The sequence below is a fragment of the Streptomyces nodosus genome (genome assembly GCF_008704995.1).
GTDB lineage: Bacteria > Actinomycetota > Actinomycetes > Streptomycetales > Streptomycetaceae > Streptomyces > Streptomyces nodosus.
Map to the genome: position 1 here is coordinate 6321919 of NZ_CP023747.1, position 24705 is coordinate 6346623.

General features: G+C 70.1%; 20 protein-coding genes. 14 read left to right on the top strand and 6 right to left on the bottom strand.

Annotated features, from left to right (window positions below; genetic code table 11):
* Positions 1-95: 95 nt before the first annotated feature.
* From helR to CP978_RS28180, 3 genes are all read right to left on the bottom strand, one after another.
* Positions 96-2243: an RNA polymerase recycling motor ATPase HelR gene (helR, locus tag CP978_RS28170; RefSeq protein WP_043445367.1), complete on the bottom strand. Its 2148-nt coding sequence runs from the start codon at positions 2241-2243 to the stop codon at positions 96-98.
* Positions 2244-2545: 302 nt separating this feature from the next.
* On the bottom strand, positions 2546-3274 hold the full coding sequence (pepE, locus tag CP978_RS28175) for a dipeptidase PepE (RefSeq protein ID WP_043445369.1): 729 nt from the start codon (positions 3272-3274) through the stop codon (positions 2546-2548).
* Positions 3275-3303: 29 nt separating this feature from the next.
* Complete coding sequence (locus CP978_RS28180; RefSeq protein ID WP_043445371.1) at positions 3304-4125, bottom strand: IclR family transcriptional regulator; 822 nt, start codon at positions 4123-4125, stop codon at positions 3304-3306.
* Between the two features lie 158 nt (positions 4126-4283).
* Between CP978_RS28180 and CP978_RS28185 the strand changes: the two genes are divergently transcribed.
* The 3 genes from CP978_RS28185 to CP978_RS28195 are packed head-to-tail and all read left to right on the top strand — an operon-like array spanning position 4284 to position 7965.
* A complete protein-coding gene (locus tag CP978_RS28185) occupies positions 4284-5237 on the top strand; it encodes a DUF1177 domain-containing protein (protein WP_043445374.1) in 954 nt (317 codons plus the stop codon).
* A gap of 2 nt (positions 5238-5239) precedes the next feature.
* Positions 5240-6643, top strand: coding sequence for a cytosine permease (locus CP978_RS28190; protein WP_043445376.1), 1404 nt, complete (start codon positions 5240-5242; stop codon positions 6641-6643).
* Entirely contained in the window at positions 6640-7965 is a 1326-nt protein-coding gene (locus CP978_RS28195; RefSeq protein ID WP_043445377.1) for a M20/M25/M40 family metallo-hydrolase, read from the top strand. The genes CP978_RS28190 and CP978_RS28195 overlap by 4 nt, the downstream gene beginning before the upstream one ends.
* A gap of 144 nt (positions 7966-8109) precedes the next feature.
* Here the strand turns inward: CP978_RS28195 and CP978_RS28200 are convergent, their stop codons facing one another.
* Positions 8110-8529 (bottom strand): hypothetical protein, encoded by a 420-nt coding sequence (locus CP978_RS28200; protein WP_144401498.1) that lies wholly within the window; start codon positions 8527-8529, stop codon positions 8110-8112.
* A gap of 387 nt (positions 8530-8916) precedes the next feature.
* Between CP978_RS28200 and CP978_RS28205 the strand changes: the two genes are divergently transcribed.
* The 11 genes from CP978_RS28205 to fumC all read left to right on the top strand — a co-directional run bounded on the left by CP978_RS28205 (position 8917) and on the right by fumC (position 23014).
* Positions 8917-11409: an endonuclease/exonuclease/phosphatase family protein gene (locus CP978_RS28205; RefSeq protein ID WP_311775043.1), complete on the top strand. Its 2493-nt coding sequence runs from the start codon at positions 8917-8919 to the stop codon at positions 11407-11409.
* A 440-nt stretch (positions 11410-11849) separates the two neighbouring features.
* Complete coding sequence (locus CP978_RS28210; RefSeq protein ID WP_043445383.1) at positions 11850-12494, top strand: hypothetical protein; 645 nt, start codon at positions 11850-11852, stop codon at positions 12492-12494.
* 389 nt (positions 12495-12883) lie between these two features.
* A complete protein-coding gene (locus tag CP978_RS28215) occupies positions 12884-14071 on the top strand; it encodes an ATP-binding protein (RefSeq protein ID WP_043445385.1) in 1188 nt (395 codons plus the stop codon).
* On the top strand, positions 14068-14913 hold the full coding sequence (locus tag CP978_RS28220; protein ID WP_227745488.1) for a roadblock/LC7 domain-containing protein: 846 nt from the start codon (positions 14068-14070) through the stop codon (positions 14911-14913). The genes CP978_RS28215 and CP978_RS28220 overlap by 4 nt, the downstream gene beginning before the upstream one ends.
* Positions 14906-15295 (top strand): DUF742 domain-containing protein, encoded by a 390-nt coding sequence (locus CP978_RS28225; RefSeq protein WP_043445387.1) that lies wholly within the window; start codon positions 14906-14908, stop codon positions 15293-15295. Before CP978_RS28220 ends, CP978_RS28225 begins: the two co-directional genes overlap by 8 nt.
* A 3-nt stretch (positions 15296-15298) precedes the next feature.
* Positions 15299-15859, top strand: a complete 561-nt coding sequence (locus CP978_RS28230; RefSeq protein ID WP_043445389.1) for a GTP-binding protein — start codon at positions 15299-15301, stop codon at positions 15857-15859.
* Positions 15860-15868: 9 nt separating this feature from the next.
* Complete coding sequence (locus tag CP978_RS28235; RefSeq protein ID WP_043445391.1) at positions 15869-17242, top strand: cytochrome P450 family protein; 1374 nt, start codon at positions 15869-15871, stop codon at positions 17240-17242.
* Between the two features lie 92 nt (positions 17243-17334).
* Positions 17335-18582: a cytochrome P450 gene (locus CP978_RS28240; protein WP_043445394.1), complete on the top strand. Its 1248-nt coding sequence runs from the start codon at positions 17335-17337 to the stop codon at positions 18580-18582.
* The gene (locus CP978_RS28245; protein ID WP_043445396.1) at positions 18579-19349 is read left to right on the top strand and encodes an enoyl-CoA hydratase/isomerase family protein; all 771 of its coding nucleotides are present in this window, start codon (positions 18579-18581) and stop codon (positions 19347-19349) included. The genes CP978_RS28240 and CP978_RS28245 overlap by 4 nt, the downstream gene beginning before the upstream one ends.
* A 448-nt stretch (positions 19350-19797) precedes the next feature.
* Positions 19798-21480 (top strand): NAD-dependent malic enzyme, encoded by a 1683-nt coding sequence (locus CP978_RS28250; protein ID WP_043445398.1) that lies wholly within the window; start codon positions 19798-19800, stop codon positions 21478-21480.
* A 52-nt stretch (positions 21481-21532) separates the two neighbouring features.
* The gene (gene fumC / locus CP978_RS28255; RefSeq protein ID WP_052454330.1) at positions 21533-23014 is read left to right on the top strand and encodes a class II fumarate hydratase; all 1482 of its coding nucleotides are present in this window, start codon (positions 21533-21535) and stop codon (positions 23012-23014) included.
* A gap of 21 nt (positions 23015-23035) precedes the next feature.
* Here the strand turns inward: fumC and CP978_RS28260 are convergent, their stop codons facing one another.
* Positions 23036-23683 (bottom strand): NADPH-dependent F420 reductase, encoded by a 648-nt coding sequence (locus tag CP978_RS28260; RefSeq protein ID WP_043445400.1) that lies wholly within the window; start codon positions 23681-23683, stop codon positions 23036-23038.
* A 157-nt stretch (positions 23684-23840) separates the two neighbouring features.
* Entirely contained in the window at positions 23841-24653 is an 813-nt protein-coding gene (locus CP978_RS28265; RefSeq protein ID WP_043445401.1) for an inositol monophosphatase family protein, read from the bottom strand.
* Between the last annotated feature and the right edge of the window lie 52 nt (positions 24654-24705).

The window sequence follows — 24705 nt, forward strand, 5'->3', positions numbered from 1 at the left end:
GGTGTACAACGGCACGTCCTTGCCCAGACGACTTGGTTCGGCAGCACGGTAATGGCGCACAGCGGCGCCGCTCCACCGGTTTTCGGGCACCCCCGTCAGGGGCTGTTGAGGACCACGAGTTGCCGGGTCGCCCGGGTCATCGCGACATAGCGGTCGACCGCTCCCTCGACCCCCTCGCCGAACGCCTCCGGGTCGACGAGGACGACCAGGTCGAACTCGAGTCCCTTCGCCAACTCGGGTGTCAGGGACCGGACGCGGGGTGTCGCCCGGAACGTGGGATCGCCGATGACGCAGGCGGTCCCGTCGGCATGCGCGGTGAGCCAGGAGTCGAGGACCTGACCCAGGTCGGAGACGGGACCGTGGACGACGGGGATGCCGCTGCTGCGGATGGAGACCGGCACATTGGCGTCCGGGAGCACGGCCCGGACCACCGGCTCGGCTTCCGCCATGACCTCTTCCGGTGTCCGGTAGTTGATGCTCAGCGAGGCCACCTCGACCCGGCCGAACCCGACCCGCTCGAGCCGTTCCCGCCACGACTCCGTGAACCCGTGTCTGGCCTGGGCACGGTCCCCGACGATGGTGAAACTCCGGGACGGGCAGCGCAGCAGCAGCATCTGCCACTCCGCGTCGGTCAGTTCCTGAGCCTCGTCCACGACGACATGCGCGAAGGGACCGGCGAGCGGCTCCGGGTGCGAGCCGGGCAGTGCGGTCTCGTCGACCAGGGTGTCCTTCAGGTCCTGTCCGCGCAGCATCGTGACGGCACCCTCACCGTCTGGGTCGGCCTCGAGCAGATGGTCGATGACACCGGCCATCCGCTCGCGTTCGGCGGCGACGGCGGCGTCGTGCCGACGCCTGCGCAGCGACGCCCCCGGGTCGCCGAGCCGCTGCCGTGCCGCGTCCAGGAGCGGCAGATCGGACACCGTCCAGCGCCGGGCGTCCTGGCGCTGGAGCAGGCGCACCTCGTCCGGGCCGAGCCAGGGAGCGCACATCCGCAGATAGGCCGGGACCGACCACAGGTCCCCGACGAGGTCGGCCGCTTCGATCAGCGGCCATGCGCGGTCGAGCGTGCCGGCCAGGTCCGCGTCGCGCCGCAGCGACCTCCGGAACAGGTCGGGCGGGACGTCACCGTCGTGCCGGTCCCTCAGGATCGTGACCAGTTCCTCCCAGATCTGGTCGCGTGCCTCGTTGTGCGGGGTACCCGGTCCCGGTGTCTCGAAGGCCTCGGCCCAGTCGTCGGCGCTCAGTTCCATGTCGCCCCAGTCGGTCGTGACCGTCATGCCCTCGGCGGGCGGCTCCTCGTAGAACCTGACGGCGGTCTCGATCGCCCGCACCATCGCCGCGGACGACTTCAGGCGGGCCACCTCCGGGTCGCTCTCGTGCTCCGCCCCGGCTCCCTCGGCGACGAGATCCCGCAGGGTGCAGGTTCGCACGCCGTCCTCACCGAGGCTGGGAAGGACATCGGCGACATAGGCCAGATAGGGCTGGTGCGGACCGACGAACAGCACACCGCCCCGACGGTGACCGAGGCGGGGGTCGGAGTGGAGGAGATAGGCGGAGCGGTGGAGAGCGACCACGGTCTTCCCCGTGCCGGGGCCGCCGTCGACCACGAGAGCACCCCGGGATCCCGCCCGGATGACGGCGTCCTGGTCGGCCTGGAGGGTGGCCAGCACATCGCGCATCCGGGCCGACCGATGGCTGCCCAGATCGGCGATGAAGGCGGACTGGTCGTCGAGCGCGGCGTGCCGTTCGAGCCCTTCGGCGGTGAACACCTCGTCCCAGTAGTCGCTGATCCGGCCGCCGGTCCAGCGATATCTGCGGCGGCTCGCCAGCCCCATCGGCCGGGCGTGGGTCGCCGCGAAGAACGGCTCGGCCGCGGGGGAGCGCCAGTCGACCAGCAGCCGGCGTCCCGTGCTGTCGGTGAGGCCGAGCCGTCCGATGTACACGGGCTCCGGGTCCTCCGTGCCGACGATCCGCCCGAGGCACAGATCAAGTCCGAAGCGGCGCAAGGCACGGAGCCGGCCGTTCAGCCGGTGCACCTCCGTGTCCCGCTCCAGCGCCCCACGGCCGACGCCGCCGGGTGCCTTGAGTAGGGCGGCGAGGCGGTCGGACAGCTCGGCGATCGTCTGGTCGAGGCTCTCGGCGATGGCCGCGAAACGCTTCTCGTCGGCGGCGATGAGCGTCGGGTCGGCTTTGGGGGAGAGGCGGTCGGGAAGGTCGAACGCGCTGATGGCCGTGGAACCCATGTCATCGGCTCCGATCCGCGGCCGGGGCGGCGGCGCCCGACGACGCCCGCCCCCGCGCTCCGGTGCCGACGTCCGACTCACAAGCTGACAACTGCATAGGCACGTCGCAAAACTCCCGTTTCCCCAGGTTCCGGCCCAGGTCAGCGATTGTGCGGCATCCCCCGGGCCTTGCCGCAAGCCCCCCGGTGCGCTATAGGTTGAGAGTGGCGAGAGGTGCGTACTCCTTCTTGCCCGGCGCCCCCACCCCCACGGCAGTGGCCCTGACGACGTCCAGGCACGGGCGCCGAGCGGCGGGACCCGTACTACCGCGCCGCGGTGTCGTACTCCGGTGTGACCGTGAGCAGTTCGGACACGTCCGAGCCGGCCAGCAGCTCGCGCGGCTCCGCGCCCCGGCGGAACAGACGCGCGGCATGGGCGCCCTCCACCGAGGCGTGGGCCCCGGTCACCCGCAGCCAGGAGCCCTCACGCAGACCGAGCACCGGTACGTCGTTCTCCTCCAGGAACTCCGTGAGGCGCTCCTCGCGGGTCTCGCCCTTGTGCGTGGAGTGCGGATCGGGGTCGAGATAGTGCGGGTTGATCTGGAACGGGACCAGCCCCAGGGCCTCGAAGGACGGGGGCTGCACGATCGGCATGTCGTTGGTGGTGCGCAGGGAGGGGGCCGCCATGTTGGTGCCCGCGCTGGCGCCCATATAGGGCAGCCCGTCCCCGACCGCCTTGACCAACGCCTCCCGCAGGCCCGTCCGGTACAGCGCGCTCAACAGCCGGAAGGAGTTGCCGCCTCCGACGAACACGGCGTCCGCCTCGGCGAGTCGGTCGAGCGGGGCCCCGCCCTCGTGCACACCGTGCACCTCGATGCCGGCGCCCGTGAGCGCGGCGCGCACCTTGGCGGTGTAGCCGTCGTGGTCGGCGAGGGCGTACGGCACGAAGGCGAGCCGAGCCCGGGCCGGCAGGAAAGCGGTCACGGTGTCCAGGGCGTGTTCCAGGTAACCACGGCCGTACTGGGTGGAGTTGGACAGGAGCAGCAGGTTCACAGGGTGTTCCTCACCATCGGTTCGGTGCTTCAGGCGGTGCGGGTGCGCGGGCGGCGGTGGTGCTGGGGAGGGTGCGTCAGACGCTGTTCCAGCAGCCGGGCCGCCTTGCGCAGCGCGTCGAGCCGGTCCTCGGGCCCGTCGGGAAAGCGGTCCCGGGGGCTGCCCAGGCTGAGACTTCCGTAGGGCTCGGCGCCGAGGAAGACCGGTACGGCGACGGTGCCGATGCCCGTGTCGTACTCGCCGACCGTCCAGGCGTACCCCTGCGCCCGCACCTGTCGGAACTCGTGTTCCAACTGGTCGGGGTCGGTGACCGTGCGGTCGGTGAAGCGGGCCATCGGGCGGCCGCGGAAGAGCCGGTGGCGCTGATCGTCCGGCAGGAACGCGTAGTACGACTTGCTGGTCGCGCCCGCGTGCGCCGGATACAGCTCGCCGACCAGCGGGTAGTAGCGCAGCGGTCCCTCCCGCCCCTCGACGGCCGCCACGCACCGCATGTGGAAGCTGTCGGGCAGACAGAACAGGACCGTGTCACCGGTGGCGGCGCGCAGCTCCTGCAAAACCGGCTCGGCGAGCAGCTCCAGCGACCCGGAGCGCTCCCACAGGCGGCCCAGCCGCAGCGCGGCGGGGCCGATCCGATAGCGGCGGGTCGCCGGATCGGACACCAGGAAGCCACGGCCGGCCAGCGTGGACAGCAACCGCTGGGCGACCGAGGTGTCCCAGCCGAACTCGGTGGCGACCTCCGTCACCCCCCAGTCGGGCCGGGTGCGCTCGAAGGCCAGCAGCACCAGCAGGGCCCGGTCCACGGTCTGCAGCGCCCCGGCCGGTGTCTTCCGCTCGACGGGAACCTCGGACACGGTGACTCCTCCAGCGACTTCCGGATCGACCGATCCCTCGGCCCATCTCGCCATTCAGACCTGAATTGCAAATAACGGGAAACTGTTGCGTAGAAGGTTAATGGATCCTGAACCTTCTGTCTGCACCGCCTCACGGTGCGGATCAGGAGAAGCTGCCCATGTTGAAGTACGTCCTGGACATCGTGGATCTGCTGGACGATCCCGGCGCCGACGGCAAGCGAGTCGCCGCCTACCTCGACTCCGTCGCGGGTGCCGACGGCTCCGGCGCCCAGGTCACCACCGTCACCGGTGAGAAGGGCTCGACGGACTTCGTCCAGGTACGTGTGCCGGGCCGCACCGGCCGCGGCAGCGGTGGCTCCTCGCGCACCCTCGGTGTGGTCGGACGGCTGGGCGGCGTGGGGGCGCGCCCAGAGATGACCGGCCTGGTCTCGGACGCGGACGGCGCGATCGCCGCGCTCGCCACCGCAGCCAAGCTGCTGGACATGCGCCGGCGCGGCGATGTGCTCGACGGCGATGTGATCGTGGCCACACACATCTGCCCCAACGCCCCGACCGCACCGCACGACCCGGTGCCGTTCATGGACTCCCCGGTGGACATCGCCACCATGAACCGCCACGAGGTCACGGACGAGATGGAGGCGGTGCTCTCCATCGACACCACCAAGGGCAACCGGATCATCAACCACAAGGGCCTGGCCCTGTCGCCCACCGTCAAGGAGGGCTGGGTGCTCAAGGTCGCCGAGCAGCTGGGCGAGCTGCTGGCCGTGGTCACCGGCGAGCCCCTGGTCACCTACCCGGTGACCACCCAGGACATCACCCCGTACGGCAACGGCGTCCACCACATCAACTCGATCCTCCAGCCGGCCACGGCGACCGCCGCCCCCGTCGTCGGCCTCGCGATCACCTCGGCCGCCGCGGTGCCCGGCTGCCAGACCGGCGCCAGCCACGAGACCGACATCGCGGCCGCCGCCCGCTTCGCCGTCGAGACCGCCAAGGCCTACGGCGGCGGACGACTGGAGTTCCACGACGCTCCGGAGTTCGACCGGCTCGTGTCCCGCTACGGCTCGCTGGCCCACCTGCAGACCCTCGGCCGCACATCCCAGGAGTCCTGACCATGACCGGACACAAGAGAACCGCCGACACCGACGCCGCCGGCCGCAGAGAGCTGGGCAGCGACGACTACGCCCTCGCCCGCGTCCCGCGCGACGAACGGCTCGGCTTCGGGACGATGCTGCTCCAGTGGCTCGCCCAGTCGGGATCGATCTCACAGTTCACCCTGGGCGCCACCATCGGCGTCGGGATGTCCTTCGGCAACGCCTTCCTCGCCTTCACCCTCGGCGCGGTCATCCTGGAAGTCGTGATCTTCGCGATCGGACTCGCCGGAATGCGCGAGGGCCTGGCGACACCGCTGCTGACCCGCTGGGTCGGCTTCGGCCGCAACGGCTCCGCGCTCGTCAGCCTCGTCATCTCCATCAGCCTCGTCGGCTGGTTCGGAGTGCAGAACACGATCTTCGGCAACAGCGTCTCCGCGCTGGTCGGCGGCCCGTCCTGGCTGTGGTGCATCGTGGCGGGCCTGGCCATCACGGTCCTGGTCGTCTTCGGGTTCCGCTATATGGCGGTCTTCGCGAAGATCGTCACCCCGCTGTTCTTCGCGATGGTCGCCTGGTCCGTCACCGACGCCCTGAGCAAGCACTCCCTCTCGGAACTCGTCCACTCCCCGGCACCCGGCCCGGCGCTGCCGCTGTCCGTCGCCGCGACCGCCATCGCGGGCGGCTTCATGACCGGGGCGATCGTCGCTCCCGAGATGACCCGCTACAACCGCAAGGGCGCGCATGTCTTCGTGCAGAGTGCCTCGTCCATGATCCTCTCCGAGTACATCGTCGGGCTGACCGGTGTCCTGCTCGGCCACATGGTGGGCAGCAACCAGGTCTCCCAGATCGTGCTCTCCACCTCCGGCGTCTTCGGTGTGCTGGTCGTCCTGATGTCCACGGCGAAGATCAACGACTGGAACCTGTACGGCTCTTCGCTCGGCGTCGTCAACTTCTTCCAGGTCGTCTTCCGCAAGCGCCTGCGCCGCGGCGCGGTCACCATCGTCCTCGGCATCGCCGGCACCGCCCTGTCCGCGGTCGGCATCATGACCCACTTCACCGACTTCCTGTCGGTGCTGGGCGTCGCCATCCCGCCGGTCGGAGGCATCATCGTCGCCGAGTACTGGGTGGTGCGCCGCATGCGGGGACCGCTCGACGAGACCCGCGAGGCACAGACCCTGCCCGCCACCTCACCGGTGTGGGTGCCCATGTCCCTGGTCATCTGGGCGGCCGCGTTCTGCGTCGGCAAGTTCTACACCGGAGGCATTCCCGCCCTCAACTCCCTGCTGACCGCCTTCGTCCTGTACTGCGTCCTCGGACTCGCCGGCTGGATCAGGACCTACGGCACCACCACCCTGGACGACGAGCCCGTGGACGGCGCCGGGCAGTCGCCGTCCGTCAGCGGCACGGCCCCCGTAGGAGCACCATGAGCATCACTCCCTCTTTCGTCGCCGCCTCCGAGGAGGCACAGCGCGAGGTGGTCGAACTGTGCGCGGAGCTGATCCGCTTCGACACCTCCAACCCCACCAGCAACGAACGGGCCTGTGCCGACCGGGTCGTCGAGTGGCTGGCCGAGGCCGGCATCGACTCGGAACTGGTGGAGAGCGCGCCGGGCCGAGCCAATGTGGTGGCCCGCATCCCCGGCACCGACCCGGCCCGCGGGGCACTGCTGGTCCACGGACATCTGGACGTCGTGCCGGCCGACCCGGCCGAGTGGCGCGTCCCGCCCTTCTCCGGTGAGATCCACGACGGCTATCTGTGGGGCCGGGGCGCCATCGACATGAAGGACACGGTGGCCGTCATGCTGGCCACCGCCCGGCGCTTCGCCCGCACCGGCAGCCGTCCGGCCCGTGACATCGTCCTGGCCTTCCTCGCCGACGAGGAGGCGGGCGGCCGCTACGGCGCCCACTGGCTGGTCGAGCACCGGCCCGAGCTGTTCGCCGGTGTCACCGAGGCGATCGGCGAGGGCGGCGGGTTCAGTTACGCGCTCGACGACACCCGGCGCCTGTACCCGATCGAGAACGCCCAGCGCGGCATGGCCTGGATGGAACTGACCGCCACCGGCCGCGCGGGCCACGGCTCCTCGCCCAACGACGAGAACGCGGTCACCGACCTCGCCGAGTCGCTCACCCGCATCGGCCGCCACACCTTCCCGATCCGTCTGATCGAACCGGTGCGCGCACTGCTCGCCGAGGCCGCACGGCTCAAGGGCGTCGACGTCGACTTCGACGCCGAGGACCTCGACGCGGAACTGGCGAAGCTCGGGCCGGTCACCGACTTCATGCAGGTGGTGCTGCGCAACTCCGCCAACCCCACCATGTTCTCGGCGGGTTACCAGACCAATGTGATCCCGGGCCGGGCCACCGCCCGTGTCGACGGCCGCTTCCTTCCCGGCCATGAGCAGCAACTCATCGACACCATCGACGAGTTGCTGCTGCCGTCGGTCACCAGGAAGTGGGTCAACCATGACATCGCCATGGAGACCTCCTTCGACGGTCCTCTGGTCGACGCCATGTGCGAGGCCGTACGCGCCGAGGACCCCGAGGGCCATCCGGTGCCGTACTGCAACCCGGGCGGCACCGACGCGAAGGCCTTCACCAAGCTCGGCATCCGCTGTTTCGGCTTCAAGGGCCTGAAGCTGCCGCACGATCTGGACTACGGACGGCTCTTCCACGGTGTCGACGAGCGGGTCCCGCTCGAAGGGCTGCGCTTCGGGGTACGGGTGATGACCCGGCTGTGGCAGAACTGCTGAGACCGGGCACAACCACCGCACCCCCACGCCGGATCACGGCGCGAGCATCCCGGGCCGGGCCACGTCGAGGAGACGCGGCCCGGCCCGCGGCATGAGGAGGGCCCCGATCGGTCACGGGTCCGCCGAGCCGTCCCGGAGGGGGTGTCAGGACCTCATCCGGGGCGGTGGTGAACTGCCCGGTGCCCGCGGGCCGTTGTCGCCCCCGGCCCGTTCCTCCTGGTCCGGTTCCGCGTCCCGGGCCGCACGGAAGGCGGCCAGGGCGTGCTGTTCGGCCGCCGGGTCGAGGGCGTCCGCGCGCAACGCGTCACGGAAGGCCGACTTCAGCGCGGCAGGAGGGACCGGGGCGTCACCGTCCGGCGCGTGACCTGCCGCGTCGGTGTATCGGCCGGCGTATTTCTCACCATCGCCCTGACGGTCGTCCTCGCGTGTGTCCCTCGGTGTGCGGTCGCCGCTCGTCGGTGTGCTCTGTCCGTCGCCGTCGCCGTCGCCGTCGCCGTCGCCGTCATCGTCGCCGTCGCAGCGCATGCCGACGGCCTCTGCGTCATGGGGCCCAACTCCTGTCACACCTTCCCTACGGGTCGGCGGCCCGGCCGTCTCAGTCCAGGTGACCCAAGGCTCGCCGAGGGCCCACGCGGCAGCCCGGTGGACCCGACCTCCGCGGCCGCTCCGGTATGGTCCCGGGGTCGAGACCCGCACCCGGACCCCTTTCGCGGTCACCTGCACCTCCGGCCGACCGGCCCGCCTTTCGCTCGGGCCGCCGTCCGCGGCGGCGCCGGACGGGTCAGGCGTCGGCCAAAAGTCGCCAAGACTTAACCCGCGAGTCTGTTTAGGGCGGGCCTTGGCACATAACGTATTCCGGTGCCTGACCCCGGCCGTTGACAGCGGATCCGGGTCGGTCGGCGTGTCTCAACGCGCCCCCATCCTTTCCCGGTTCCCAAGGAGACCCATTCCGTGTCGCACTCCAGCGATGAAGAAACGTTCCGCCCCGCACGACACCGCGCGAACCCGTTGCGCAAGCGGCTGATACCGCTGGCGATCACCGGTTCGGTGGTGCTGGCCGGAGTGGGCGTCCACTCCGCCTTCGCCACGCCGTCGGCCGACGCAGTCATCTCCGAGGTCTACGGAGGCGGCGGCAACTCCGGCGCCACCTTCACCAACGACTTCATCGAGCTGGCCAACGCCGGTGCGGGCACCCTGGACCTCTCCGACTACACCGTCCAGTACCTGTCGGGCAACCCCGGTCCGACCACCAAGTGGCAGGCCACCCGCCTCACCGGCAGCCTCGCCGGCAACGGCCGTTACCTGATCCAGGAGGCCGCGGGCACCGGCGGCACCACCACCCTGCCGACCCCGGACGCCACCGGCAACATCAACATGTCGGGCACCACCGGCACCGTCGCGCTGGTCAAGGGCACCGACCTGCTGACCTGCGTGACCGCCGAGGACTGCGCCGCCGACTCCCGCGTCAAGGACCTGGTCGGCTTCGGTACCGCCGTCGTCCACGAGGGCTCGGGTGCCGCCGCCGGCGCCAGCAACACCGAGTCGGTCGCCCGCAAGACCCTGGTCGACACCGACGACAACGCGGCCGACTTCGCCGCGGGCGCCCCCACCCCGGAGAACTCCGGCGGCGCGGGTGGCGGCACCGGCGATGACGGCTCCTCCCCGTCGCCGTCCCCGACCGCGACGCCCCCCGCGGACGCGATCTCGGCGAAGATCCACGACATCCAGGGCACCACCCGGCGCTCCCCGCTCGCCACCAAGGACGTCAAGGACGTCACCGGTATCGTCACCGGTGTCCGCACCACCAGCACGTCCTCCACGTCCAAGGGCTTCTGGATGCAGGACCCGAAGGCGGACAAGGACCCCCGCACCAGCGAGGGCATCTTCGTCTACACCAGCTCCAACCCCACGGTGAAGGTCGGCGACAGCGTCTCCGTCGCCGGTGTGGTCTCCGAGTACTACCCGGGCGGCTACGACAGCGGCATCCAGTCGATCACCGAGATCATCAAGCCGATCGTCACCGTGCTGTCCAGCGGCAACGCGCTGCCGGCCCCGGTCGTCCTCACCAAGAAGAACATCCCCACCGCCTGGTCCCCGGCGGGCGGCAGCGACGGCAGCATCGACAACCTCGAGCTCGAGCCGACCAAGTACGCCCTGGACTTCTACGAGTCGCTGGAGGGCATGAACGTCCAGATCTCCGACGCCGGTGTGGTCGGCGCCACGGACGCGTACAAGGAGCTGTGGGTCAGCGTCGACCCCAAGCACAACAAGACCAAGCGCGGCGGCACCTACTACCCGTCCTACGACGACCCCAACTCCACCCGCCTCCAGGTCCAGGCGATGAACACCTCGGACGCCTTCCCGATGGCGAACGTGGGTGACACCCTCAAGGGCGTCACCGAGGGCCCGCTGGACTACAGCCAGTACGCCGGCACCTACATCCTCGAGGCCCGCACGCTCGGCACCTATGTGGACAACGGCCTCAAGCCGCAGGTCGCCGCGGCGCCCAAGTCCAACGAGGTCGCCATCGCCACGTACAACGTGGAGAACCTGGCCCCGACCGACGCGCAGAGCAAGTTCGACCGCCTGGCCAAGGGCCTGGTCACCAACCTGCGCGCGCCCGGCATCGTCGCCCTGGAGGAGATCCAGGACAACAACGGCGCGGTCGACGACGGCACCGTCGACGCCGACAAGACGCTGAACAAGCTGACCGCCGCCATCGCCGCGGCCGGTGGGCCGCAGTACTCCTGGCGTCAGATCAGCCCGCAGAACGACAAGGACGGCGGTCAGCCGGGCGGCAACATCCGCACCGCGTTCCTGTTCGACCCGACGCAGGTCAGCTTTGTCGACTGGCCGGGCGGCGACGCCACCACCGCCGTGGACGTCACCGGCAAGAACAACAAGACCAGCCTGACCGTCTCGCCCGGCCGGATCACCCCGAACGACGAGGCCTGGAACAGCAGCCGCAAGCCGATGGTCGGCCAGTTCCTCACCCGGAACAACAAGACGATCTTCGTCATCGCCAACCACTTCAACAGCAAGGGCGGCGACCAGAACATCGCCGGCCGCATCCAGGAGCCGGTCCGCAGCTCCGAGGTGCAGCGGATGAAGCAGGCCATGCTGGAGAACGCCTTCGTCAAGAAGCTTGAGGCCGCCGACTCCAAGGCGCTCATCGTCTCCCTGGGCGACTTCAACGACTACCAGTTCTCCCCCGCGCTGAACACCCTGACCGGCAACGGCACCGTGCTGACCGACATGATCAACACGCTGCCCAAGGAGGAGCGCTACTCCTACGTCTTCCAGGGCAACTCGCAGGTGCTGGACCACATCCTGGTGAACCCCACCATGCTGGGCAAGGTCAGCTACGAGGTGGTGCACATCAACTCCGAGTTCGCCGACCAGACCAGCGACCACGACCCGCAGGTGCTGCGCCTGAAGCCGTGAGGCCCTGACGCGGCACCGCCCGCTCCCGCGCTCGACACGGCGGGGGCGGGCGGGCCTTTCGTGAGTGTTTCCGGTTCCTTCCACGGCCGGACCGGCGGGACCTGACCGGTCCCTCCGTCTGCCGTGGAGGCCGAAAGCTGCGTCCGTGCACCCCTGAAACGTGCACGGACGCAGCCCGTTTCCGGTGCGCCGGGCCGAAGGGCCGGGCCTGACGGGAGCGCACAGTCGCGAGACGCAGGGCGTCGCCCTGCGGTGACGCGATGGGCGGGCGGTCACGTCGTGCGGCGATCCTGCAACCCCCGGCAGGCGATGTCAACAGCTGTAGCCGTCCGGGGATATTTGAATATCCCTTGTCTGGCGGGCCGTTCGGCCGGCCGTTATCGTCTCGTTCACCGAGCTGTCGTTGGGGCTCCCCCCGCCTGACTTCAGGAGACCTGCTGGTGAGAGACCCGCGCCAGGCGCTCGCCGAGACCCTGGGCCTTCTCGACTCCCTGCTGGGAAAAGGGCAGTGTCGCGATGATGTGCTGGATGTGGGGCGGTTGTCGGTCGAGTGCGGTGTCCCTCCCGATGTCGTCCGGACACTTCTCAAGGGTGGCCGGCCTCCTCTGGAGGACATCACCGACCGGATCGTCCGCCGTATCGCCCATCTCCGGGAGACCCGGCGGCGCCCCGACGGTTCCCGGCACTCCTACGAGGAGATCGCATCCTCCTTCGGGGCGACCCGGGCGTCCCTGTCCAACCTCGTCAACGGCCGTATGAATCCGAAGAAGACGGGGGACGCGGCTGATCCGGGACGACGGCCGGCGCGTCCCGGCGGTCCCCTCGCCTCCACCCAGGCGGGTGTCGAGCGCTTCTTCTTCGGGGAACCCAACGGCTGGCTCAGCGCCGAACCGGAGTCCGCCCTCGACGAGGCCCTCCAGCCGGTGCTCGCCCGTCTGCGGGCGGCGGCCGATCCGGAGACCGACCGCCGTGCCCCGGCACTTCGAGCGGCCGCGGCATTGCCCGAGGACGAGTGGCGGCTCCTGGAGCGCTTCATCGACACCCTGGTGCGCAAGGTGCGTGAGGAGCGCGGAACGCGGGGATGACCGGGGCCGGCCCGGAGCGGCGGCGCCCGCCCGGCAGCCCGCGGGTGTGTAAGGGACCGAGCCGCCTCGGGTGAAGATTTGTGAACGAATCAAAGGTGCTGGAGTGAGCGCCGCGCCGCCCGACCCGGCCGGAAGGCCTCCTGTCTCGCAATGCGGCTGCACAGAAGCCGCGTTGGGTGCATCTGGGGTGATCGAGGACGCCGCTTGAGGCGGGGTTCCCGGTGATAACATCCCGACATCTGCGATCTTGAACCACTCGATTCACAGGCTGGATCGAGATCGGCATGCTTCCCGCGCCACAGCGCCGAGCAGTGCCGAGCGGCTGTGTCGCGGATCCTCGCGGGGCGTATCCGTCGCCGTCTGCATGCCACGCGCCGGGAAAGGTTTCCATGAATCGAGACGCATTTGTGTGGTGCCTGATCGTGGTGGCGGCGATAGCCGTCGTCGCGGTCGTGGCGCTTGCTGCCCGCAGTAAGGCCCTGGGGGCGAAGAAGCAGCAGGCCGAGGCTGAGCTGAGGCGGCAGCTGCAGGCTGCCGAGAGCCAGTTGAACCACTCGCGGGCCGAGCTGCAGAAGTACCGGGAGGAGCAGGACGAGACCATCCTGGAGGCCAAGGAGGCGGCGGAGGAGAACACCAAGGCCGTCCTCAAGGGTGCCGCCCGCTTCCTGCAGAGCCTCGCGGCCGAGCAGACCACGCTCCTGGACGGCATCCAGCGCACCTACGGCGGCCACCCCGTCCTCAGCGACCTGCTGGAAGTCCACCACGCCAACGCGCAGATGGCGCGTAAGGCGCAGGGCATCGCGGTCATGTGCGGTGCCCCGCTCGGCCGCCGCAACAAGGCCGCCAGCGTCTACGACGTGGTGCGCAGCGCCCAGGGGCAGATCCGCAACTTCCACCGGGTCGACATCATGCAGCAGGCCGGTCTCGCGCTGAAGGCGTCCGCGGTGGCACCCGTGGCTCTCGCCGTGGCCGAACTGCTCGACAACGCGGCCAGCTTCTCCCAGCACGACGCGCCGATCGAGGTGACGTTCCAGCGGGTCCAGAACAACCTGTGCATCGTCATCGACGACGCCGGTGTCGGCATGAACGACGAGGACCGGCAGCGGGCGACCGTGCTGCTGTCCGGCGATGCCGTTCCGCGCCTGTCCCAGCTGGGAAACCAGCCGAAGTTCGGTTTCCCGGTCATCGGCCTGATCGCCCGTCAGTACGGCTTCAAGGTGGACGTCACGGGAGTCTCCCGGTACGGCGGCGTCCGGGCCGTCGTCCTGCTGCCCGAGGAGCTGTGGACCGTGGAGGAGACGCCGCCGCCCGCCCCGGAGGCGCCCGTCAGCAACATCCGGCGCGTCGAGGAGCGTCCGCAGCAGAGCGGAACGCGCACCATGCACGGACTGCCCAAGCGTGGATCGCGGCAGTCGCCCATCGCGAGCGTCCCCGACGCGGGGACGCCCCGGTCCGTGCCGCGCACGACCGAGGAGGCCGGCCGGACGTCCGGTCGCAGGCTGGGGGCCTTCCAGCGCGGCACCGTGTCCGGCCGCAACGTTGATGCCCCGTCACGTGAAGGGTCCGAAGACGCATGACCGCTGACCTGTCGTGGATGCTTGAGGACATCGTGCAGAACGTGCCCCTGGCACGGCACGCCGTCCTGCTGTCCGCGGACGGCCTTCCGCGCGGGGCCACGGAGGGCCTGGCGCAGAAGGAGGTGCGTACCATCTCCGCCGCGATGGCGGGGATGCAGTCGCTCAGCCGGGCCACGGCCCACTTCGCGGGAACCGCGGAGGACCGGCAGTGGAACCAGACGATCATCGAGTTCTCCCATGGGTGGATCTTTCTGATCGGTGCGGGCCAGGGCGCCTATCTGGCCGCCGCCGCTGCCCCCGACGTGGACATGCAGCAGATCTCCTTCCGTATGCACCGGCTGGTCGCCCGGCTGGGCAACAACCTCACCTCGCCGCCGCGGGTGAACGCCCAGGAGGCCGCCGGGGGGAGCGAGGCCGCCCCGGCCCGGCGCGAGGCCGCGGCCGGACCCGGTTTTGTGATCGCCGATCTGGACCAGGTGATCACCGAGGTGGAGGGCGCCCGGCACGCGGTGCTGCTGGGAGCCGACGGTCTGCCCCGCGGGGCGACCTCGGGGATGAGCCGGGACCTGGCGGACACGATCTCCGCCGCCATGACGGGCATCCACGCCTACAGCCGTGTCACCTCACAGTTCGCGGGGGTGGAGGAGGACGCCGAGTGGCGCCAGACGGTCATCGAGTTCCAGCACGGCTGGATCTTCCTGATCGCGGCCGGCGCCGGTGCCTTCCTGGCCGCAGCGGCCGAACACGACTGTGACATCGAGGAGTTCACCACGCGGTTGCACGATGCCGTGCCCAAGCTGACCGCGACGACAGCACGAGGAGAGGGGTTCGACCGTGTCTGACGAACACGACCTGGACCAGGAGCTGGAGCTCACCTCCTCATTAGTGCCACTGTTCGTGATCACCAACGGGCGCGCCCTTCCGCCGGCCCACCAGTACGAGCACACCGCTCTGGTGACGGCGGCCGAGGGAGCCTCCACCGCGGCACGCACACTGTCTCCGGAAGCGCGTCAGGTGATGGACCTGATCGCCGACGGCTTCCTGTCCGTCGCCGAGGTGGCCGGCCATACGCGCCTGCCGCTGGGCGTCGTACGCATCCTGCTGGCGCAGTTGGAGGAGAGCAGCCTGGTCTTCGTCAGGAAGCCCATTCCGCGCGCCGAACGGCTCGACAGAGAACTGGTCAGCGCCGTGCTCGATGGCTTGAAGAACCGATTCGGAGCGTGACTCGTGTACCTGGATCCAGATGTCTCCCACGCGGTGAAGATCCTCATAGTGGGGCACTTCGGGGTCGGGAAGACCACCTGCATCGGCAGTCTCTCCGAGATCGAGCCGCTGCGGACCGAGGAGGAGATCACCGAGGCCAGTGAGGGTTTCGACGACCTGTCGAACACGCCGGACAAGACCACCACCACCGTGGCCATGGACTTCGGCCGGCTCACCCTCAGCGACTCGGTGGTCCTCTATCTCTTCGGAACGCCCGGACAGGAGCGTTTCAAGGAGATGTGGGAGGAGCTGTCCCGCGGCGCGCTGGGCGCGCTGGTCCTCGTCGACCCCGAGCGGCTGGACGAGTCCTTCCCCATCCTGGACCTGGTCGAGCGCTTCGGTCTGACGTACGCGATCGGGGTCAACCACTTCGAGGGGACCCCCGACTACCCCCTCGACGAAGTGCGAGAGGCGCTGAACCTCTCCGCCGAGACCCCTGTCGTGCAGTGCGACGTACGCAGCGAGGGCTCTTCGGCGCAGGCACTCATCACCCTCGTGCAGCACCTCATGTCACTCACCGGCTAGGAGTCCGGCATGCAACAGCCTCTTGACCGTCAGGCAAGTACGTCCGGCTGCCCCGCGCACGCCAACGTCCAGCTGTACGGTCCCTCGTTCGGGGCCGACCCGGACGGTCACTACGCGCAGCTGCGCTCGTTCGGCATGAGCGCACCCGTGGACATCTCCCCGGACGTCCAGGTCGAGCTGGTCACCAGCTACGACGCCGCGCTGTACATCCTGCAGAACCCCGCCTCCTTCGTCCGGGACTCCCGGCGCTGGAAGGCGCTGAACGAAGGGCGGGTCCCCGAGGACAGCCCCGCCCTGCCCATGATGGGCTACCGCCCCAACGCGCTGTTCAGCGACGGGGCGGCCCACGCCCGGCTGCGCCAGGCCGTCACCGACAGTCTGGCCACGGTCGACGAGCTTCAGCTCGCCCGGCAGACCCAGCAGTCCGCCGACTATCTGATCAGCCGTTTCAGCTCCGAGCCGCGTGGTCAGGCGGAGTTGATGGCGGAGTACGCCCAGCCGCTGCCGCTGCTGGTCTTCAGCGAACTGTTCGGCTGTCCGCCCGAGGTGGGTGACCGCGTGATCGCGGGGATCAGCGGCATCTTCGAAGGCACCGCCGGTGCCGACGAGCTGCTCGCCGGTGCGCTCTCCGAGCTCATCGCCCTCAAGCGACGCCGTCCCGGTGACGACCTGACGACGCGTCTGATGAAGCACCCCTCCCAGCTGAGCGACGAGGAGGTGCTGCACCAGCTGGTGACCCTGCTCTCCGGCGGCACCGCGCCCCTGACCGCCACCATCGGCACCGCCAGCGCGCTCTACCTGAGCGAGGACTGGCACACCGATCTCCCGGTCGAGGACGCGGTCGCCCAGACGCTGTGGAACTTCGCGCCGATCGCCAACTACGCGGCCCACTACCCGACCCACGACGTCGAGCTGGGCGACCGGACGCTCCGGGCCAACGAGCCGGTCCTGATCTCGTTCGCGGCGGCCAACACCGACCCCAAGCTGACCGAGCACCGCGAACAGCTCAGCGGGAAGGCGCATCTGGCCTTCGGCGCGGGGCCGCACGCCTGCCCGGCCAAGGACCCGGCGTACACGATCGCGGTGACCGCGGTGGAGGCGCTCCTCAACCGGCTGCCCGATGTCTCGATGCGCGTCCCCTTCAAGACGCTCACCTGGGTGCCCACGCCATGGAGCCGCGCGCTGGTGACCCTGCCGATCCGCTTCACCCCGCGCAGCGTGCAGTCCACCGCCGGTGCCGCTCGTCCCCAGACGGCCCCCCAGCGACCGGCGCCCGCGGCCCCGCGCCCCACGGTCGGCACGGCGCCCTCGGTGAGCGGGAGCCCCGCCCCGGCCAAGGGAGGTCTGTTCAGCCGGTTCCTGGCCTGGACGAGGGGCGAGTGATGTAAGTAACCCTTCGAGAACACAGTGTTATTGGATGCCTAGATCATTTCACGGGTACGTATGGCGGCTGATGCTCAGAAAGGAGCCGTCAAGTGGGGGTTGCCACAACTCCGACGTACGACCGTCGGTCCGCCGTGTCGCTCTTCTCGCGTCTCCGGACGCCCAGAGGACAGGCGGACCCCTACCCGATCTATGCGGAGCTCCGGGAGCGGGGCGGGGTCAGCCCCGCGCCCTGGGGTGGTTCCATCGTGACGAGTTTCGACGTCTGCGACCAGATTCTGCGCAGCCGTGACTGGCTGGAGCCCGACAAGGAGTGGCGCGCGCGGCAGGGCCCGGGCACGCGGTGGAACGCGCCCTCCTCGCGTGAGATGAGCTCTACCCTGCCCGCGCTCAATCCGCCCGACCACACCAGAGTGCGCCGGGCGGCGGGCACCTTCGACCGGAACACCGTGCAACAGATCGGCCGGACGGTCAGCCGGGTCACCACCGAGCTGCTCGACTCCCTGGCGGAGCGACTGCGCGACGGCGAGGCGAACTTCTCCGCCCTGGTGAGCGACGAACTGCCGATCGCGACCATCGGCGACTGGCTCGGACTGCCGTCGGAGGACTGGCCCCGGCTGCGGCAGCTCACCCACGACCAGGTCTTCACCCAGGAACTGCTGCCCTCGGCCAGCCAGTTGGCCCTGTCGGACGCCGCGACGGCCGAACTGCGCAGCTACTTCATGGACCTGGTGCGCAGGCGACGCGCCAACCCGGGCGAGGATCCCGTGTCCCGTTGGATCCAGACCTGGGACACCCTTGAACAGGACCGCGACAAGGCCGACGAGGCCGTCTACTTCCTGGCGCTGTTCGTCATGCTGGCAGCCCTGGAGACCACCTCCACGCTCTTGTCGATCATGACGCTGCTGCTCGTCGAGCGCCCGGCGCAGTGGGAGTTGCTGACCGCACACCCCGAACTGGTGCCCGCCTTCGTGGAGGAGACACTGCGATATGACCCGCCCACCCATGTGATCAGCCGCGTCGCCTCCCAGGACTGCCTCCTCGAGGGCGTGGAGGTCCGCAGGGACGAGATGGTCCACCTCCTGGTGGGCGCGGCGCACCGGGATCCCGCGAGACACAGCGACCCCGACGAGTTCAACCCTCTGCGCCAGCCCGGCCACATCGCCTTCAGCGGAGGCATCCACTACTGCCTCGGCGCCCCGCTGGCCCGACTCGAGGCGCAGACCCTTCTCCACCAACTGATACTGCGCCTGCCCCGCCTCACCCTTGTACGACGTCCCACCTGGGCGCCCCGGGTGGCGTTCCGGCGTCTGCTGAACCTGGATGTGGCCCTCGCATGACCGACCCCGCCCGTACCCTCACCGCGCCCTCCTACAAGGCGATACACGTCGAGTGGGAAGGGCCGGTGGTCCAGGTACGCCTCAACCCCTTCGAGCAGGACGACACCCTGGGCGTCGCCGTCCTCGACGATCTCATCGCCCTGCTCGACGACCTCCATGACAGGCCCGACACCCGCATCCTGGTCCTGTCCTCCCTGGGCACCGACTTCTGCCTGGGCGCCGACCGCAACGAGTTCCAGGCGGCGCTGGCCACCGACCCGACCGGCGCGTCCGTGCGGCGCATCGTCGACCGGGCCCATCGGCTCTGCCAGGCACTGGAGAACACCCACGCGATCACCATCGCCCGGCTCCACGGCAGGGTCGTCGGCGCCGGGCTCGCCCTCGCCTCCTTCTGCGATCTGCGCGCGGGCGCGGACACCTGCCGGTTCCGGATGCCGGAGGTCGGCATCGGACTCCCGCCCGCCTGGGGAGGAGCCATGGGCCGCCTGGTCGCCGAGGCCGGCGCCGCCAGGATCCGCGAACTCATGCTCACCTGCGAATCGTTCGACGCGCCCACCGCCCACCGGATCGGCATCCTCCACAAGGTCGCCCCGGCCGACCGGCTGGACGAGGTCGTCGACGCCTGGACGAGACCACTCGTCCGACGCTCGCCCGAGGCCCTCGTGCTCACCAAGCGGATGCTCGCCGGCTTCGCACGCGCCGACCGGACCGCTGATGTCTCCCTGCTCGACTCCCACCTTCTGGCGGCCCACGTCAGACAGGGCTAGCCGGACCCCTCCGGGGCCTACCGGAACACCGCGACAGCACTCCGCCGCGGTGCCCATGAACCGTGAAGAGGCATGGCGTTCCCGCCTTGAGGCCGGACGCCATGCCTCTCGGTCATGGTGCCGTCGGTCCGGATCTCGACGCCGTAGGCGGGGGCATCCGTCCGTCCACCCCGACGGAGCGACGCGTCGCCGTCGTCCGGTGGAGGCCGACGGGTGAAGTCGCGGGGCCCGTCGGCCGGTGGTTAGGCTGATTTCAGGCTCCGGCGTCGAAGAGGCGTCCTCCCACACCTTCATACGTCCGCCGGGTCCCGGATGTCGACGTATCGATGCGCCGACGTGCCGGTGACCGTGTATCGATGTGCCGACGTGCCGGTGACCGTGGCCCGGAGGGCCCGTGCGGTCAGCCGTGCCGGACCCGGCGCGGCATGCGCACAGAGTGGAGATTCTCATGACCGAGAGTCACGCGCGGACCCCGGCCACCCCCGGCGTCCTGGTGGATCCGCTGCGTAACCGCGGTGTGGCCTTCACGGCGCGGGAACGCGAGGCCCTCGGCCTGACCGGGCGCCTGCCTTCCGGAGTGCTCACGCTCACCCAGCAGGCTCGGCGCGCCTACCGGCAGATGCGGGCCCAGGGCAGCGACCTGGCCAAGAACGTCTATCTGGAGCAGCTGCACGACCGCAACGAAACCCTGTACTTCAAGGTTCTCGGTGACCATCTGGCGGAGCTGCTGCCCATCGTCTACGACCCCACCGTGGGCGAGGCGATCGAGAAGTACTCCCATGAGTACCGCCGCCCCCGCGGGATCTTTCTGTCCGTCGACCGGCCCGACGACATGGAGAAGGCCTTCGCCACGCTTCAACTCGGGCCCGAGGACGTCGATCTGATCGTGTGCACCGACGCGGAGGAGATCCTGGGCATCGGCGACTGGGGCGTGGGCGGGATCCAGATCTCGGTCGGCAAACTGGCGGTGTACACGGCGGCCGCCGGTGTCGACCCACGTCGTGTCGTCGCCGTGTCGCTGGACGTGGGCACCGACCGTACCTCGCTGCTGGAGGACCCGCTGTATCTGGGCAACCGGCACCCCCGGGTCCGCGGCGCGCGGTACGACGCGTTCATCGAGACCTATCTGGAGACCGCGTCGTCCGCCTTCCCCGACGCCCTGCTGCACTTCGAGGACTTCGGCCCCGGCAACGCACGGCGGATCCTGGACCGGCACGGCGGCCGCTACCGGATCTTCAACGACGACATCCAGGGCACCGGGGCCGTCACCTTGGCCGCCGCGCTCTCCGCCGTCAAGGTCAGCGGGCTGCGGCTGCGGGACCAGAAGCTGGTCGTCTTCGGTGCCGGGACCGCCGGGGTGGGCATCGCCGACCAGCTGCGTGACGCGATGATCCGCGACGGCCAGGATCCGGAACGGGCCGTCGCCCAGGTCTGGCTCATCGACAGACAGGGGCTGCTCACCCGGGACATGACCGGTCTGCGCGACTTCCAGCAGCCCTACGCACGCGATCCCGGCGAGGTCGCCGACTGGGCCAGGGACGCCAGGGACGACGGGGCGATCTCCCTGCTGGAGACGGTGCGTCGGGTCAGGCCGACGATCCTGCTGGGTACCTCCACGGTGCACGGCGCGTTCACCCGTGAGGTCGTCGAGGCCATGGCCGAGGGCACGGAGCGGCCCGTCATCTTCCCGATCTCCAACCCCACCTCGCGGATCGAGGCGATGCCCGCCGACGTCCTCGCCTGGTCCGGGGGAAAGGCGCTGGTCGCGACCGGCATTCCGGTCCCGCCCGTGACCTGTGGCGGGGTGACCCATCAGATCGGGCAGGCCAACAACGCACTGCTGTACCCGGGACTGGGCCTGGGCACGATCGTCTCCGGGGCGTCCCAGGTGACCGCGGGCATGCTGCTGGCCGCCGCGGGGGCCGTCGCGGACCAGGTCGACCCGTCCGAGCCGGGCGCCTCCCTGCTGCCGCCGGTGGACGATCTCCGGGAATCCTCCGCACTCACCGCGATCGCGGTGGTCAGGGCGGCCCTCGAGGACGGCGTGGCCACCAGCAAACCCACCGACATCGAAGAGGCCGTCCGGGAAGCCATGTGGCAGCCGGTCTACACCGACGGCACGGCGTCATGAATCCGACAGCGCCCTGGAGCGACGCCCTCGACAGGCGGCGGAGGACAAGGCCATGAGCACACCGCACTCCGACCCCGGCCGGGACGGACCGGCTCACCGGGACGAGGCCCCGGAGATCCTCGACATCCCCATCGGCCTGGACGCGACCGGCACCCGGCGGGAGACCGACTCCATGGGGGCCATCGAGGTGCCGGCCGACCGCTACTGGGGCGCCCAGACACAGCGGTCCCTGATCCACTTCTCCATCGGGGACGACCGGATGCCCAAGGCGGTCTACCACGCCTACGGCCACGTCAAGAAGGCCGCCGCCCGCGTCAACGGGCGCGCCGGACGGCTGCCGGGCTGGAAGGCCGAACTGATCGAGCGGGTGGCCGACGAGGTCATCGACGGCGAACTCGACGGTCACTTCCCGCTGTTCGTGTGGCAGACGGGCTCCGGCACCCAGTCCAACATGAACGCCAACGAGGTGATCAGCAACCGTGCCATTCAGCTGGTCGGCGGGAAGCTGGGCAGCAAGTCCCCGATCCATCCCAACGACGACGTCAACATGGGGCAGTCGTCCAACGACACCTTCCCCACCGCCATGCACATCGCCGCGGTCAAGGAGGTCCATGAACATCTGCTGCCCTGTGTACGGGCGTTGCAGCAGGCCATCGAGACCAAGGCGCAGCAGTGGCACGACGTGGTGAAGATCGGCCGTACCCATCTGGAGGACGCCGTCCCACTCACGGTGGGGCAGGAATGGTCCGGCTACGCCCACCAGTTGCAGCAGGCCGCCGACCGGCTCATCGGCTCCGCCGAGGGCCTGTACGAGCTGGCCATGGGCGGTACCGCGGTGGGCACGGGGCTCAACGCCCCGCCCGGGTTCGGCGAGCAGGCCGCGGCCGAGATCGCCTCCGCGACCGGCTATCCGTTCACCTCCGCGGAGAACAAGTTCGCGGCCCAGGGCGGACTGGACGCCATGAGCGGCGCCTCCGCCGGGCTGCGGGCTCTGGCCCTGCCGCTGATGAAGATCGCCAACGACATCCGCTGGCTGGCCTCCGGACCCCGCTGCGGCCTCGACGAACTCGCCCTCCCGGCGAACGAGCCGGGCTCCTCGATCATGCCGGGCAAGGTCAACCCGACGCAGTGCGAGGCCATGGTCATGGTGTGCATCCAGGTGCTGTCCGAGGACGGGGCCGTCACCTTCGCCGACACCCAGGGCAATTTCGAGCTCAACGCCATGCGCCCGATCGTCATCGACAATTTCCTGCACGCGGCGACCATCCTCGCCGACGCCTGCACCAAGTTCCGTCAGTTCTGCATCGAGGGCGTCCAGCTCAACAGGGACCGGATCGACAGCTATGTCGACCGGTCCCTGATGCTGGTCACCGCGCTCTCACCCGTGATCGGCTACGACAAGGCGTCCGCGATCGCCCACAAGGCCGACGACGAGGACACCACCCTGCGCGAGGCCGCCCTGGCCTCCGGCTACATCAGCGCCGACGACTTCGACCGCATCGTCCGTCCCGCCACCATGGTCGGCCGGACATAGAGCATGTCCCGGTGCGGAACCTCAGCGCGCGAGGGACACGGCGAACGGCCGGAAGCCGCCCCGGCGCATCACATGGGGGACCAGCAGGATGAGCGCCTCGGTCGCGCGGGCGGTGGTGATGTCTCCGAGATCCTCGATCCACTCCGGACGCCAGCCCAGATCGGCCAGGATCCCGGCGACGGCCTTCTTGGCGTCCTCGTCGTCCCCGGAGAGATAGACGGTCGGCGGCGTGGCCAGCGAGCCGGGCGCGGTCATCACCGGGAAGAGCATGGTGTTCAGGGTCTTGACGACACGGGTCTCGGGCAGGGCCCGCTGGAGCCGTTCGGCCAGGCTGCCGTCGGGGTGGACGAGTTCGCCGGGGAGCCCGTCCGGCGCGTCGTGGGTCGCGTTGGAGACATCGATCAGGATCTTGCCGGCGAGTTCGGCCTCGTGGGCCCGCAGCCGGTCCAGGGCGGTGTCGCCGGGGCCCGCGTGGATGACGATGTCGGAGAGGGCGATGGCGGCGCGCTGCTCGGCGAGGCGGATCGCGGGGCCGAGGCCGGCGGTCCGGTCCGGGTCCATCGCGTCGGGGTTGCGGCTGCCGAGGATGATGTCGTGGCCGACGGAGGCGAGCGCGTGGGCCAGCCGGCCGCCGACGCGTCCCGTGCCGAGGATGCCGATGGTGGTCATGGTGACGGGGTTCCTTGTCCGGTTGTCGTGAATCGGTCGTCGTGGATCGGGTGTCGCGGTCGGGTGTCGTCGATGGAGGTGTCCCGGGTCGGGGTCTCACGGGTCGGGGTTGGCGAGGGTCGAGGTGTCGCAGGTCGGGGCGCGGTCCGGGCGGTGCTCAGGCGAGTGGGGCCAGGACCCGGGAGGCGGCCCGGTGGATGCCGGGGGCGGCGGCCAGGAAGTCGCGGTGGGCGAGCGTCCAGGGGGCGCCATGGAGGTCGGTGACGGTGCCCCCGGCCTCGGAGACCAGCAGCGCGCCGGCGACAAGGCCGGAGCGGACGTCGGAGAACTGCCAGAAGGCGTCCATCCGGCCGGCCGCGACATGGATCAGCTGGAGGGTCGCCGGGACGGAGACCCGGACCACCAGACCGTTGATCAGCATGGCCGTGACCGACTCCCCGATCCTGCGGAAGGTGGTCTCGTCCTCGCCGGGCCTCGCCTGGCCGGTGCCGACGAGGGAGGCGGCCAGGTCGGTCTTGGCGGAGACGTGCAGCGGAGCGCCGTTGAGCTCGGCACCCGCTCCCGCGAGCGCGGTGTAGGTGTCGCCGGTCAGCGGGAGGTGAACGACCGTCAGTACCGGGCGGTTGTCCCGTACGAGCGTGGCGGTCACCGCCCAGTCCGGCATGCCGTGGACATGGTTGATGTTGCCCTCGGCCGGGTCGACGACCCACCACTCGCCGTCCGGCAGCGCGCCGCCCGCCAGCTCGTCCTCGGCCCACCCGGAGCCGGGTCGGGCCTCCAGCAGAGGGGCCTTGAGAACGTCCAGAACCGCGGCGTCGTTCGCATGGATCTCGTCGACGACCTCCCGCAGGCTCACGCCACGGGCGTGGCGGGTGGAGCGGTCGCGCAGGGTGGCCCCGGCGACGGTGACGGCCGCGACGACCCGGGACAGCAGGACCTCGTCGACACCGGGAGTCATGGCAGCGGACATGGAGAACTCCTCGCGATGAATGGGGGGAGCGGCCGCCGGGTGCGCCCGTTCC

Coding starts and splice junctions, on each gene's coding strand:
- helR (WP_043445367.1), bottom strand. CDS start 2,243: ATGGGTTCCACGGCCATCAGCGCGTTCGACCTTCCCGACCGCCTCTCC.
- CP978_RS28195 (WP_043445377.1), top strand. CDS start 6,640: ATGAGCATCACTCCCTCTTTCGTCGCCGCCTCCGAGGAGGCACAGCGC.
- CP978_RS28260 (WP_043445400.1), bottom strand. CDS start 23,683: ATGACCACCATCGGCATCCTCGGCACGGGACGCGTCGGCGGCCGGCTG.
- CP978_RS28235 (WP_043445391.1), top strand. CDS start 15,869: ATGCAACAGCCTCTTGACCGTCAGGCAAGTACGTCCGGCTGCCCCGCG.
- CP978_RS28190 (WP_043445376.1), top strand. CDS start 5,240: ATGACCGGACACAAGAGAACCGCCGACACCGACGCCGCCGGCCGCAGA.
- CP978_RS28245 (WP_043445396.1), top strand. CDS start 18,579: ATGACCGACCCCGCCCGTACCCTCACCGCGCCCTCCTACAAGGCGATA.
- CP978_RS28265 (WP_043445401.1), bottom strand. CDS start 24,653: ATGTCCGCTGCCATGACTCCCGGTGTCGACGAGGTCCTGCTGTCCCGG.
- CP978_RS28215 (WP_043445385.1), top strand. CDS start 12,884: ATGAATCGAGACGCATTTGTGTGGTGCCTGATCGTGGTGGCGGCGATA.
- fumC (WP_052454330.1), top strand. CDS start 21,533: ATGAGCACACCGCACTCCGACCCCGGCCGGGACGGACCGGCTCACCGG.
- CP978_RS28250 (WP_043445398.1), top strand. CDS start 19,798: ATGACCGAGAGTCACGCGCGGACCCCGGCCACCCCCGGCGTCCTGGTG.
- CP978_RS28185 (WP_043445374.1), top strand. CDS start 4,284: ATGTTGAAGTACGTCCTGGACATCGTGGATCTGCTGGACGATCCCGGC.
- CP978_RS28220 (WP_227745488.1), top strand. CDS start 14,068: ATGACCGCTGACCTGTCGTGGATGCTTGAGGACATCGTGCAGAACGTG.